At 72.0% G+C, this 12,721-nt stretch carries 8 protein-coding genes; 6 read left to right on the top strand and 2 right to left on the bottom strand.

What is annotated here, in order from left to right; genetic code table 11:
- Positions 1-26 precede the first annotated feature (26 nt).
- Positions 27-1,358 carry a glycosyltransferase gene (locus J5X07_RS09740; RefSeq protein WP_208479676.1) on the top strand — a complete coding sequence of 444 codons (1,332 nt, stop codon included), beginning with the start codon at positions 27-29 and terminating at the stop codon, positions 1,356-1,358.
- 111 nt (positions 1,359-1,469) lie between these two features.
- Positions 1,470-3,050, top strand: coding sequence for a hypothetical protein (locus J5X07_RS09735; RefSeq protein WP_208479675.1), 1,581 nt, complete (start codon positions 1,470-1,472; stop codon positions 3,048-3,050).
- Positions 3,051-3,400: 350 nt separating this feature from the next.
- On the opposite strand, the gene wecB is transcribed toward J5X07_RS09735, so the two are convergent.
- Entirely contained in the window at positions 3,401-4,495 is a 1,095-nt protein-coding gene (gene wecB / locus J5X07_RS09730; protein WP_208479673.1) for a non-hydrolyzing UDP-N-acetylglucosamine 2-epimerase, read from the bottom strand.
- 118 nt (positions 4,496-4,613) lie between these two features.
- Between wecB and J5X07_RS09725 the strand changes: the two genes are divergently transcribed.
- Complete coding sequence (locus J5X07_RS09725) at positions 4,614-5,735, top strand: glycosyltransferase family 4 protein (RefSeq protein WP_208479672.1); 1,122 nt, start codon at positions 4,614-4,616, stop codon at positions 5,733-5,735.
- A 243-nt stretch (positions 5,736-5,978) separates the two neighbouring features.
- Here J5X07_RS09725 and J5X07_RS09720 read toward each other — a convergent pair whose 3' ends face one another.
- Positions 5,979-7,631 carry a 7-cyano-7-deazaguanine synthase gene (locus J5X07_RS09720; RefSeq protein WP_208479671.1) on the bottom strand — a complete coding sequence of 551 codons (1,653 nt, stop codon included), beginning with the start codon at positions 7,629-7,631 and terminating at the stop codon, positions 5,979-5,981.
- A 437-nt stretch (positions 7,632-8,068) separates the two neighbouring features.
- Between J5X07_RS09720 and J5X07_RS09715 the strand changes: the two genes are divergently transcribed.
- Genes J5X07_RS09715 through J5X07_RS09705 form a run of 3 tightly spaced genes read left to right on the top strand, consistent with a single transcriptional unit; the run spans position 8,069 to position 12,651 of the window.
- Positions 8,069-9,214 (top strand): glycosyltransferase, encoded by a 1,146-nt coding sequence (locus tag J5X07_RS09715; RefSeq protein WP_341769448.1) that lies wholly within the window; start codon positions 8,069-8,071, stop codon positions 9,212-9,214.
- A 9-nt stretch (positions 9,215-9,223) separates the two neighbouring features.
- Positions 9,224-10,468: a glycosyltransferase family 4 protein gene (locus J5X07_RS09710; protein ID WP_208479670.1), complete on the top strand. Its 1,245-nt coding sequence runs from the start codon at positions 9,224-9,226 to the stop codon at positions 10,466-10,468.
- On the top strand, positions 10,465-12,651 hold the full coding sequence (locus J5X07_RS09705; protein ID WP_208479669.1) for a DUF6541 family protein: 2,187 nt from the start codon (positions 10,465-10,467) through the stop codon (positions 12,649-12,651). The genes J5X07_RS09710 and J5X07_RS09705 overlap by 4 nt, the downstream gene beginning before the upstream one ends.
- The last annotated feature ends 70 nt before the right edge of the window (positions 12,652-12,721 follow it).

Raw genomic sequence — 12,721 nt, 5'->3', positions numbered from 1 at the left:
CCTTGTAGAAGCGAAGGGACCGCACCATGACGCAGGCACCACGGGCCGGGAGCGAGAGCGTCGAGAACGCGACGAGGACCGCTGCGGCCGGTGGGCAGGGGCGGGGCCGTCTGCTGCTGCTCACCGACTTCTACCCCTACGAGGTGGGCGAGGAGTTCCTGGAGCAGGAGATCGAGACCCTGTGCGCCGCCTTCGAGGAGGTGGTCATCGTGCCGGTGCGCCTGAGCCAGGGCGCCCGCCAGACCCGCCCCCTTCCGCCCAATGCCCGCTGCGCCCTCCTGCCGGCCTCGCGCCTGCCCGACTGGCGGGCCCAGGCGCTCCTGCGCGCCCCCCAGATCCTCCTGGGGCGCGAGCGCATGGTCGAGACGCCCCCGTGGCGCAGCCCAGGTCGCTTCGGCATGGATGTGCGCTTCGCCGCCATCGCCCTGAGCGCCTACAGCCGGATGCGCCGCCTTCTGCCCTCCCTGGGCCTGGAGGGCTCGGGTGGCCTGGTCATCTACTCCTACTGGTTCTTCACCGGGGCCGCCCTGGGCGGCATGCTGCGCCGCCGCGAGCTGGCGGGGCGGAAGGTGCGGGTGGTGGCCCGGGCCCACGCCTACGACGTCGATGAGAGGGATGCCCCGCGCGGGTACGTGCCCGCGCGCCGATTCGTCATGCGGGCGGTGGACCGGGTCTACCCGATCTCCCAGTACGCGGCGGGGTTCCTCCACCGCCGCTTCCCGGGGGCCGCTGACAGGATCGAGGTGCGGCGCCTGGGCGTTCCGGCCGCGAAGGTGACCCGGCGCCGCCCCACCGAGCCCTTCCAACTCGTCTCCTGCTCCCACATGGCCCCCTACAAGCGGGTGGACCTCATCGTGGCGGCGGTGGCCGAGCTGGAGCGGCGCGGGCGGCGGGTGGCCTGGACCCATATCGGGGAGTTCGACGCCGAGCGCCTGGAGGCGATGCGCGAGCGCGCCCGGGCCGCCATCAGCCACAGCCCGGTGACCTTCACCGGTCACATGACCAACGCCGAGGTGCGCGAGCTCTACGCCTCCACCGACTTCTCCTGCTTCCTCAACTGCTCCGACGGCGAGGGGGTGCCGGTCTCGGTCATGGAGGCCCAGGCCACGGGCCTGCCGGTGGTGGCCACCGCCGCCGGGGGCACCGGGGAGATCGTCCACGACGGGGTCAACGGCCGCCTCATCCCTGTGGAGGTCAGCGCCGCGCAGATCGCCGACGCGGTGGAGTCGGTGATCGACCTGGACGAGCAGGCCTACGAGGCCATGAGCCGGGAGGCGCATGCCACCTGGGCGCGCATGTCCGACGCCGGGCGCCAGTACCGCGAGTTCACCGAGGGCCTGGTGGCGCTGGAGGGATGACATCCAGCCTTTAATAGTTGAATCTCCGGCTAATCCTGCCTGAGCGCGTGGCCGGTGCCTGAGTTGCTGGAACGCCTGACAGGTGCGCCCCTCCGTGACTATTGTCATGGCATGGGAAGAAGTATGCACGACCCAAGTCCAGGGATCACATCAAACGTAGGTGCTCATCTGTCAAGCGAAGGCGACTTCATTGGTGCGGGTGAGGGTCGTTTCAAGTCCGCGAAGCTCTCAAAGCCGACTTTTTTGGAGAGTATTTTTCTTGTCGGGATGATGACCGTATGCTGGTGCTTTATCGCGCTTTCAGTGGACATTATTCGCCGCCCCGTAGTGTATGAGCACCTTGATTCAGGCATGTTGAGTGCCGTTTATGATTATGTCCAGCTATTCAAGAGTCTTGATGGCGGTGATCGAGATAAGGCTTTGTCGGGGTTGCTTACCCTCCTTGCTGGCGTGGCGACGCTCGCCTTGGCGTTAAGAGGTATGACGTGGCAGAAGCAGGATCTTCCAGAAAATGTGAGAATGCATGGAGCCTGGCTGCAGAGAGTGGTGGATACCTCTGCCAGAGAGACTGCGGCTGTAATGCTCATGGCTGCGCTCTGCGGCGCCTACGGCTTTATTGTGGTTTGCTACGGTTTCTTGGTGGGTGCTAACGGGTGGCGGGGGCTCGGGTTGCCGTTCTTTATTATCCTTCTAGTGCTATATGCTGTTGTCGCAGTCTTGCCTGCATTTATCTCGAAAAGCGATGCTGGAGAGATTAGTGGCTACGCGTCGATCCTTATTGAGGTCGTCAACCTTGCGGAGTGGCGTTATCAGGATCAACGCGACGCTATGATTGTCGGGGGTGGCGCGGAGGTTGGGGGGTGGTGCGATAGGCTGTGCGGTTGGCTGCGGGCTGTGTGCGCATTCTTATGTCGAGGGTGCGGTGGGTTGAGGGGGCTGGTCGGTAAGTATGCTGGCCTTGCTGGTGTTGCTGTGGTAGTTGTTTCCGTGACGTCCTGTATTTATCTTGATAAAGATTGGGGAACTGCTCTTCTGGCTCTGGCTGCCCTGATTGGGGTGGCGTTTGTACTTGAATTAGCGGTATGGGATGCGGTTCTTGCGAGGGTGCAGATTGTTTCTGCGGGTAGGGTGAGTTTTGGGTCGGTGTTTCTTCGCATACCCTTCTTTGTTGTCGCGCTGTTGATTTGGGTGCTGTATGCGATGTGTGTCGTTCTGGCTTTCTCTGAGGAGGAGAGGGAGTCTAAGAAGGCGGTGCTGACTTTTCCTGGATGGGTGGGGCTGGTGGTACTTGTCGTGCTGGTTGTGTGGTGGGTGTGCCGGATGCTCCTGGCGTGGAACCTGAAGCCTCGGGATGAAGGGGGCCGGCGGGGGCGTCAATGGCTTGAGGAGACGGCTGGGTTGAGGAGTGAGATCGAGTATCAGCTGGACCTGGTTCTATTGAAGGATAAGCTGCGACTGGATTCGTACTCTGGGGAGGGTTCTTGGATTTCGGGCGAACTTGCTGTGGTGACCGATCTGGTGGCGCCGAAGAGCTATGTGATGAGACGCAGCTCCGAGTCGGAGAGCTTGAGAGAGTACTTGTCGGATATTGTGGGGCTGTCGCTTCCCTCCATGCTGGTGCGGCGCGACGCGTTGCCTCAGAGCACGAAGCCGTTCGTGATGCCACGTGGTGGGAGCGGTAAGCGTAGGTAATTCCAAGCCGCTCTGGGATGAACGCCCGCGCTCCTCGGCGATGGAGGTCGAGCCCGGGATGCAGGGGCGCGGGGTGTCGTGCTTGTTGCAGGGACGGTGCCCCGGGGGCCTTCCCCTTAGCTCGGTGACGGTTCCCTGGGGACTTGGGCGGCGGGTGCCGGGAGGCAGGCGCGGATCGCCGGGTTGTCCGAGGTTTGCGGGGTTGTCTGCGGATCGGTGGGGTTGTCTGCAGATCGGAGGGGTCCCAGGGGTGCGGAGTGCTGACATCCCCTGCAATTTGCGGCCGACCCCGGCGGCATGGGGCCAGGCCCGGTGAGCGGGGCCGTGGCGGCCGGATGGGGCCGGCCGGCTCAGGCCTGCGGGGGCCTGCGGGCGGACAGCTCCTGCACGACGCGCTCGGCGGCATGGCCGTCCCCGTAGGGGTGGGCAACGTCGTCAGCGGGCTCGGCGGGGCGCGCGCGGCTGGCGGCGGCGATAAGCGCGGGCCCGGGCTCGACCAGCACATTCCACCCCAGCTCCACGGTCTCCACCCACTCGGTCTGGGGGCGCACCGTGGTGGTGGGCACGCGCAGCAGGAAGGCCTCCTTCTGCAGGCCGCCGGAGTCGGTGATGACGCCGCGGGCGTGCAGGGCCGCGGCGATGAGATCGGGGTAGGCCAGGGGCGGGTGAACCAGCAGCGAGCCGCGCCCGGAGGCGGGCAGCTCCAGGCCGTGCTCGGCGCACTTGGCCACCAGGCGGGGGTGGGCCAGCAGCACCACCGGGTGGTCCACGGCCGCCAGGGAGTCCAGGACGGCGGCCAGGCGCGCGGCGTCGTCGGTGTTCTCGGCGCGGTGGATCGTGGCCAGGGAGTAGCCGCCCTCGGCCAGGCCCAGCTCGGCCATGATGGGGGAGGGTCGGCCGGCCGCGCGGTCGCGCACCTGGAGCAGCACATCGGTCATGACATCGCCCACCACCACGGTGCGCCCGCTCAGGCCCTCATCGGCCAGGTGCCCGGCGCCCACTGCGGTGGGGGTCAGGAGCAGGTCGGCGGCGTGGTCGGTCAGCACCCGGTTGATCTCCTCGGGCATGGCCCGGTTGAAGGAGCGCAGCCCCGCCTCCAGGTGGGCCACCGGCAGGTGCAGCTTGACGGCGGCCAGGGCCGCGGCCAGCGTGGAGTTGGTGTCCCCGTAGACCAGCACCCAGTCGGGGGCCAGGCCGGGCAGGGCCTCATCCAGGGCCGCCAGCATCGCCCCGGTCTGGGCTCCATGGCCCCCCGAGCCCACCCCCAGGTGCAGGTCCGGGGCGGGGATGCCCAGGTCTGAGAAGAAGACATCGGAGAGCATCGGGTCGTAGTGCTGCCCGGTGTGGATGATGACGTGCTCCACCCCGGCGGCGGCCATGGCATGGGCCACGGGGGCGAGCTTGACGAACTGGGGCCGGGCCCCGACAACAGAGACGACGCGCATGCCCCGATCCTACGGGGAGCCCGCCCGCCCCATCACCACCAGCCGCCCGCGCCGCCCGACGGTGGGGACCGGCCGGCGCCTGGCCGATACGGCTGGGCCGGGGGCTTAGAGTGGAGCCATGCGTGTGACCGTCGTGACCACCTGGCTGCCCACCGACCTCGCCCCCAGCTCCGGATCCTTCGTCCTGCGCGACTGCGCCGCCATGGTGCGGGCCGGCCAGGAGGTGCGCATCATCCACCTGGCCCCGCCCCACCAGGACGACGGGCGCCGCCACCGCACCGTGGAGGGCATGAGGGTCCTGACCATCCCCATGACCCCGGCCAACCCGCTGTCCGTGGCCCGCGCCGCGCGCGCCCTGGCCCCCGCCCTGGAGGGCGCCGAGGTCCTGCACTCCATGGCCATGAGCTCCCTGCTGCCCCTGACCGCCCTGGACCACGCCCACCGCCTGACCCTGCCCTGGGTCCACACCGAGCACTGGTCGGGCCTGACCAACCCCGACACCCTCGGGCCGGCCCTGAGCGCCGCCGTGCCGGTCGTCGGCCACGGCCTGACCCGCCCCGACGTCGTCACCGCCGTCTGCGAGTACCTGGCCGCACCCATCCGCGCCATGCGCCACGGGCTGTCCACCCTCGTCGTGCCCTGCATCGTCGAGCCCCAGGAGCACCTGGAGCCCGCCCCCCGGGGCGAGTCCATCGGCATGGTCACCGTCGGGGGCCTCATCGAGCGCAAGAACCCCCTGGCCTGCCTCGACATCCTGGCCGAGCTGCTCGCCGCCGGGCGGCCGGCCACCATGACCTTCGTGGGGGAGGGGCCGCTGCGCCAGGACATCGAGGCACGGCTGGCCGCCTCCCCGGCCCTGGCCCAGCACACCCGCCTGACCGGCAACCTGGACGCCGCGGGCGTGCGCGCCGAGCTCGCCCGCGCCGACGTCTTCATCGGCCCCACCCTGGGCGACAACTTCTTCGTCTCCGCCGCCGAGGCCATCACCAGCGGCCGCCCCGTCGTCGTCTCCGACGCCGGGGGCCAGAGCGAGTACGTCACCGAGGCCAACGGCACCGTCCTGCCCCTGGCCTCCGACCCCGCCCAGTGGGCGGCCGCCGTCGTGGAGACCCACGAGCGCCTGGCCGACGCCGGTCCCGCCGCCATCGCAGCCACCATCGGCGACCGCTTCTCCTCGGCCGCCGTGGGAGCCGCCTACCGGCGCATCCACGAGGAGTGCGCCGGCGGCATCAACCGCTGACCGGACGCTGGGCCGGCCCCGCCCTCTTGCACATCTTCACGGCCCCGCCACCCGGGGCAGGGGCTGGATTCCGGGGAAAGGCGGCCGGAGGCGGCGCTCACGAGGGCTGAAGATGTGCAGCGAGGTCCGGCTTGCACATCTTCAGGGGCCCCGGGCCGGCCCAGCCGGCGATGAGCCCCGGGATCACGCCGATGAACCGATCGAGCGACTGCTGAAGATGTGCAGGGTGGGGGAGAGCCCGGCTCAGATGCGGGGCAGGTCGGAGAAGAGCCGGGAGGCCGGGCACCAGGTGTCGGCCAGGAAGGCGCTGGTCCAGAAGCCCAGCAGCTTGCGGCCGGCCATCAGCTGGGCGGCCGCCACCGGCCGCGGCGTGTCGGTGATGAGGGCGTCGAAGGCCATGGAGTCATGCAGCGTCGACCAGGTCGAGAAGCTGCGCTCGGCCAGCGGCAGCAGGCCCGTGGCCGCCAGGGCCGACTTCAGGCGCGAGCGCGTCGCCTCATCGACCCGGGTCACCGCGAAGTAGGGCAGGTCCTCCTGCCCGCCCTGCCCCGAGCCCGTGGCCCTGTCCCACAGCCGCCCGATGAGCACGCCGTAGAAGTCGCGCGTGGCCGTCAGCCCCACGCCCCCCCGGTGCCAGGCGTCCCAGAACTCCACATCCAGCATCGGCAGCGCCCAGTCCAGGCCCAGGTGCTCGTAGGCGCGCACCGAGTTGTTGATGTACTTGGTCTGGCGCTCGCGCAGGTTGTAGGACTCCAGGATGCTCTGCACATCGCGGGCCTCCCCCGTGAAGGGCCGCAGGGCCAGGAAGTCCTTGAGCTTGGCGGCCCGGTAGGGATCCGCCCAGGCCCGGGCCTGACGGCCCTGGAGGTCCTGGTGGTGCCAGCACAGGGCCCGGGCCACCTCGGATCGCCGGACCCGCCCGGCCTCCAGCAGGTGCTCGTCATGCATATTGCCCACCAGCGTGTGCCCGGGGAGCACCACGTCCCCGGGGCGGACCACGCCCCGGTCCATCAGGCGGGTCAGGGCGTACCAGTCCTGCACATGGGGCAGGGCGCTCAGGGCGTAGGACTGCGCCAGGAAGTCGGCGGCCTCCTGGGTGCCCCAGGCCCCGCGCAGGGCCCGGGGCTCGTAGTCCACGGCATGCCACTGCATGCCCACCGCCTGGGCCACCGCCCGCGAGACCTCCATCTCCCGCGCGCCCGGCCTGCCATAGGTGAAGGAGACCACGCGGTCGCCCAGCCCGTGGAGGGCCAGCCAGGCCACCAGCAGCCGCGAGTCCAGGCCGCCGGAGAGGGGCAGGACGATCCGGGCCTCGCCCAGCCTGTCCACCAGGCGCCCCATGACCGCGTCCAGGGCCCCCTCCAGCAGGTCGGAGAAGGCCTGCGGGTCCTCGATGACGCCGTCCTCATCGAAGCGCCCCAGGGAGTGGGAGGTGGTGCTCGCCCGCCCGCTGCGCAGGTCGATGCGCACCATCGAGCCCTGCTCCACCTGGAAGACATCCCGCAGGAGCGTGTCGGCGCCCGAGACGAAGCCGGCGTCGACCATCTCGCGGCAGGCGCGCTCATCGAGGGCGGGGGCCTCCAGCGCCGCGCGCATGGCCGCGGCATCATCACTGATCACCAGGCGCCGGGGGCGCCCGGGGGCCGAGGGCTGGATCGACCAGAACAGCGGCCAGGAGCGCAGGCGGTCCTGGGCCAGCACCACCTCGTCGGCACCCACCTCCACCGCCGCCAGGCGGCCGGGGTGGGCGCGCAGGGCGGCCGGGTCGGTGGGGGCGGGGCAGGGAAGGTCGCCGCGCACCCACAGCCCCGGGGCGCCGGGGGCGGCGGCCCCACCGGTGCCCCCCTCGCGCCAGTGGGGGCTGATGAGCCGCAGATCCACCTCAAGGTCGTTCACGTCGCGCTCTCCCATCCCGGCAGCTCGTCAGGCCGATCATCGGGGCGCCCGCGACCGGGCCGGCCGTCATCGGGGCGGGCCATCAGCGGGGTGACGCCGAGTGATCACCCACAGTGTGCCACACACCGATGGGGCGGCCGGCCGGCTGCCATCCCCCGGATCGCGCCTCATGGCGCCGCCCCGCCCCATCGCCGCGCCGCGGTGGGGGCCTGGGCGGTCCCCACCGCGCGCTGGTCTGTGCGGATCGCCGCCCCGCATGCGTCAGCCCTTGGCGGTGGAGCGATTTATGATGGGTAGGCTGATGGCAGGAATCAGCCCGGGCCGGCAAGGGCCCCGGCTCGTGCACCACGCCCACGCCAGTGCCACTCGATGCCCATGCCGATGCCCATTCACTACCCACAAAGCCAGACATCTATGCAGTCAATGGAGGTGACGGCGTGAGCCAGCACGTCGCGCAGCGCGGACTCATGGTCTTCCACGCCCCCTTCCCGCTCCAGCCGGACCGGGTGGCCGCCTCGATGCTGCGCCCCCTGGCCATGCGCCGCGCCTTCGCGGAACTGGGCTACGAGGTCATGGAGGTCACCGGCTACGCGGCCCAGCGGCGCCGGGCCATGGGGCGGGTGCGCCAGGCCATGCGCCAGGGGCGGATCCCCGCCTTCGTCTACTCCGAGAACGCCACCATCCCCAGCGCCCTGACCGAGCCGCGCCACCTGCCGCCCCACCCCCTGCTCGACACCGCCTTCCTGGCCCACTGCCGCTCCCGCGGGGCCGGGACCGGGGTCTTCTACCGGGACGTGTACTGGCGCTTCCCCCGATTCCGCGAGGGCATCCACCCCGTGCTGGAGGCCGGGCTCCAGGCCGCCTACCGCGGCGAGCTGCTCGGCCTGCGCGCCGCCGGGGCCCACCTCTTCCTGCCCAGCCAGGCCATGGCCCGCCACGTCCCCCTCTTCCCCGTCCAGCGCATGAGCGCCCTGCCACCCGGGGCGCCGCAGGCCACCAGCGTCTCGCGCCCCTCGGGGGAGGGCCTGGAGCTTCTCTTCGTGGGCGTCCTGCAGGACAACTACCGGCTCGACGCCTGCCTGGAGGCGGTGCGCCAGGTGGAGGGGACCCGCCTGACCCTGTGCGTGCGCCAGGAGACCTGGGAGGAGTCGCGCGACCACTACGCCCCCCTCCTGCCCCCCGGGCGCCACGAGGTCCTCCACCGCTCCGGGGCCGAGCTGGAGCCCCTCTACGCCCGCGCCGCCCTGGGGGTGCTCTTCACCGAGCCCAACCCCTACTGGGACTTCGCGGTGCCCTACAAGCTCTACGAGTACCTGGCCCACGAGCTGCCCGTCATCGCCGTGCGCGGCACCCAGACCGGCCGCCTGGTCGAGCAGATGGGGATCGGCTGGACACTCGACCACGACCCGGCGGCCCTGGCCGCCCTCCTGCGCCGCCTGGCCGGCGCCCCCCAGGAGCTGGCCGCCGTGCGCGAGCGGATGCGCCGAGTCCTGCCCACCCAGACCTGGCAGGCCCGGGCCCGCACGGTCGCCGAGGTCCTCAGCGGCCCCGCCCCGGCAGGATCCCATGACCGACATGACTGAGAGGACGCCATGACCAGGTTCCGACGTGGAGGGGCGCTCCTGGCCACCCGCATCCACCTGCCCGAGGCCGCAGCCGCCTCCTTCCGCCTCGACGGCGTCGAGCGGGCCCTGGCCCGCCACGGCGTGCCCGTGCGCGTCCTGACCACCACGGTCCCCGGCCGCGACGGCGCCCCGGCGCCCCAGGTCCAGGACCCCCCGGGGGTGTCGGTCTCGCGCTGGCCCGCCCTGCGCGACGAGTCGGGCTACCTGCGCGGCTACCTGCCCTACCTGTCCTTCGACGTCCCGCTCCTGCTGCGCCTAGGGCTGGCCCCGCGCCCCGATGTGGTCCTGGTCGAGCCCCCGCCCACCACCGGGGTGGTGGCCCGCACCATCTGCGCCCTGCGGCGCACCCCCTACGTCTGGTACGCCCCGGACGTGTGGTCCGAGGCCGTGGCCTCCACCGGCGCCCCCGGCATCGTGGCGCGCGCCGTGCGCAGCGCCGAGGCCTGCGCCGTGCGGGGAGCCCGAGCCGTCATCGCCGTCAACGAGGAGGTCGCCGAGCGGGTGCGCGCCCTGGGGGCCCGCAGGGTCGTGGTCATCCCCAACGGGATCGACACCTCCCTGTTCGAGCCCACCGGCCCCACGCCCTCGCTGGCCGAGCGCGAGGCCCTGGGCATCACCGGCCCCTACCTGGTCTACGCCGGGACCGCCTCGGAATGGCAGGGGGCCGGCATCTTCGTCCAGGCCCTGGCCCGGGCGCGCCGCACCCACCCCGGTGCGCAGGCCCTGTTCATCGGGCAGGGCTCGGACTGGGAGGCCATCGCCCGGGCCGCCGCCGCCCTGCCCCCCGGCCCCGACGGCGCCCCCGCCGTCGTCATGCACGACCTCATGGCCCCCCAGGACGCCGCCCGCTGGCAGCGCGGGGCCGCCGCCGCCCTGGTCTCCATCCGCCCCGGCCAGGGCTACGACTTCGCCTACCCCACCAAGGTCCTGGCGGCCCTGGCCTGCGGCACCCCCGTGGTCTACGCCGGGGTCGGCCCGGTGCGCGCCGACCTGGAGGACGCCTCCCTGGGCTGGGCGGCCGCCTATGAGCCCGACGACGTCGCCCGCGCCCTGAGCCTGGCCCTGGACCAGGACGCCGCCTGTGAGGCGGACGGCGGCCAGGGGCGCCGGGACCGGGCCGAGCGCCTGCACGCCTGGGTCCGGGCCCACCGCTCCCTGGAGGCCACCGGGGAGTCCGTGGCCCGCCGGCTGCGGGAGGTGGTGCGCGGGTGAGCCCCTGGATCACGGCCCTGCCCATCCTGGGCCTGCTCGTCCTGACCACCTTCGCCCCCGGATGGCTCATCCTGATGGCCGGGGGAGCGCGCTACCGGCTGGCCGCGATCGCCTGCGCCCCCGCCATGACCTTCCTGCTCATGGGGGTCGGCGGCCTGCTCTTCCGCCTCCTGGGGGTGCGCTGGCACGCCCCCACCGTCATCGCCTGCACCATCGTGTGCGCCCTGGCCGTGGCCGCCACCCGCTGGGGGTGGCTGCGCCTGCGCGGGGAGGCCCCGGGCCTGCGCACCTGGCTGGCCCCCGCGCCCGAGGCCGCCCCCGGGGCCACCAGCAGCTCGGGCGCGCCGGGCGAGCCGCCCATGGCCGATGCCCGTGCCACCCTGGGCTCGCCCGCCCTGGTGTGGGGGGCCATCGCGGCCGCCTGGGTGATCATGACCCTGCCGGTGCTCCCGGGCACGGGGCCGGGCATCCCCATCCAGTCGGCCGACTCGATCTACCACTACAACCAGGCCTGGCTCATCGAGCACACCGGCAACGCCTCCATGCTCGACGGCAATGCCGGCATGTTCGGCCTGGACGGCAAGTACAGCTTCTACCCGATGGTCTGGCACGAGATCATCACCATCGTGGCCGTGGGCTGGACCCAGGTGGTCCCCGTCACCAATGCCATGCTCCTGGTGGTGCCCCTGGTGTGGCTGGTGGGGATGGTCTACCTCGCCCGCGTCATCCTGCCCGAGATCCGCGGATCAGTGCTCCTGACCCTGGGGGCCGCGGGCCTGACCCCCATCTTCCCCATGCGCCTGCTCATGGACACCGCGGTCTGGCCCTACTGCCTGGCCCTGGCCGCCAGCCCCGCCGTCGTGGCCTGGATGGTCGCGGCCTGGCGGCGCTGCATGTGGCTGTGGGCCATGGGGCGGCGGCGCCGCACCCCCCTGGTCCTCCTGGCCCCCATGGCGGGCCTGCTGGGCGTCATCCTGGCCCACCCCTCGGCCAGCGTCATCATCGGCTGGCCCCTGGCCGTCGTCGCCTGGACGGGCATCCTGCTGGCCGGCGCCCGCCACCTGCGCTCGGGCGAGGCCCGACGGCGGCGCCGGGGGATGCTGCTGCTGGGCCTGGCCGCCATGGTGGTGGTGGCCGGCATCATCTTCGTCCTGGCGCCCGGGCCCCAGCAGGAGCACTTCAGCCGCAGCCCCGACCGCAACTGGGACAACCCCATCATCAAGCTGGCCATCCCGGTGCTGCTGTTCTACGGGGGCGGGGGATGGATGACCAAGACCGTCTACATCACCCTGGCGCTCCTGTGCTTCCTGGGCGTGGCGGTGTCCTACGCCCGCCACCGCCACCGGGGGGTGGCCGTGGCCTGGGTGGCCTGCCTGCCCCTGACCCTGGCGGCCACGGCCCCGGTGCCGATCCTGTCCTCCCTGACCGGCACCTTCTACAACAACCCGCACCGGCTCAAGGCCATGACGGCCGTGCCCGCGATCCTGCTCGCCGTCATCGCCATGGCGGCCCTGGGCCCCTGGCTGGAGGAGGCGTGGCGCTGGTGGCGCGGCCGGGCCGCAGCGGCCGGTGCCCCGACGGCGTCCCGCGAGGGCCCGGGGCAGGCGGCCGGCGCCCCCGGACCCACGGCCCCGGTCCGATCCCCCGGGGGGCCGATGAGGCGCTGGGCCCCCGCGGTGGCGGCCCTCCTCGTCCTGGTGGCCGGGACGGTGGGGAGCCTGCCGGCGCTGCGCCTCGACGTCGCCGGGGCCTTCGCCCCCCGCCTGGGGCACACCCGCATGGTCGTCTCCTCCGCCGAGCTGGCGATGATCGAGCGCCTGAGCAGCGAGCTGCCGCCCGACGCCCTGGTCGTGGGGGACCCCGTGGCGGGCACCGCCATGCTGCCCTTCACCTCCGGGCGGCGCAGCGTGTGGATGTTCGCCGGCCAGGCCGACTCCGACGCCGACGGGCTCTATCTGCGCTACCACTTCCGCGACATCCACCGCGACCCCCGGGTGTGCGAGATCGTGCGCAAGCACGGCATCACCCACTTCTACCGGGACGTCTCCCAGCCCTTCAACGGCGTCCCCACCCCGATACTCCGCCCCGGCCTGTACGGGGTGGGCGTGGCCCAGGGCTTCACCCTGGTCGACCGTGGCGGCCAGGCCGCCGTCTACCGTATCGATATGTGCCACATGGGCTGAGGCATGCGCCCGCCCGGCTGAGCGGCCCCGCCCCTGCATTATCCTGGGCCGGTGCCCGGTGGGCGCACAG

It is taken from the genome of Actinomyces bowdenii (assembly GCF_017592395.1).
GTDB classification, from domain to species: Bacteria; Actinomycetota; Actinomycetes; order Actinomycetales; family Actinomycetaceae; genus Actinomyces; species Actinomyces bowdenii.
Note: the sequence above shows the minus strand (reverse complement) of the source record. Positions and strands in the feature narration are given on the sequence as shown.